The following is a 534-nucleotide window of genomic DNA, read 5'->3' as shown; positions in this document are numbered from 1 at the left end:
TGTTCGAGGGTGGGACAGGGGTTTGTCCCGAGTGGTAGCGGAGAACGCGGTTGGTGTTTTGATTTGTGAATAGTGTGCGCGAGCATCTTGTTATCTGTAGTGGCCAAGTGATAGTGGCACACGGTGGATGCCTTGGCACCAGGCGCCGATGAAGGACGTGGGAGGCCGCGATAGGCCACGGGGAGCTGTCAACCGAGCTGTGATCCGTGGGTGTCCGAATGGGGAAACCCAGCCCGAGTTGTGTCGGGTTGCCGCCGCCTGAATGTATAGGGCGGTTGGTGGTGACGCGGGGAAGTGAAACATCTCAGTACCCGTAGGAAGAGTAAACAACAGTGATTCCCCTAGTAGTGGTGAGCGAACGGGGAAGAGGCTAAACCGTGCGCGTGTGATAGACGGCAGTCGTTGCGTGTGCGGGGTTGTGGGGCGTGTCTGTCCGGGTCTGCCGACCTGGAGCACTTTGTGGTCAGAGCTAGCTGAATCCGTTGGGAAGCGGTACCGGAGTGGGTGAGAGTCCCGTAGGTGAAGGTTCTGGTC

The 534-nt window shown here is 58.8% G+C and carries 1 rRNA gene; it reads left to right on the top strand.

What is annotated here, in order from left to right:
• Positions 1-100 precede the first annotated feature (100 nt).
• Positions 101-534 (top strand): 23S ribosomal RNA (locus ACJOT3_RS34670); the annotation flags it as partial.

It is taken from the genome of Nocardiopsis protaetiae, from assembly GCF_045446735.1.
GTDB lineage: Bacteria > Actinomycetota > Actinomycetes > Streptosporangiales > Streptosporangiaceae > Nocardiopsis > Nocardiopsis protaetiae.
This window is presented reverse-complemented; position numbering and strand designations above follow the sequence as displayed.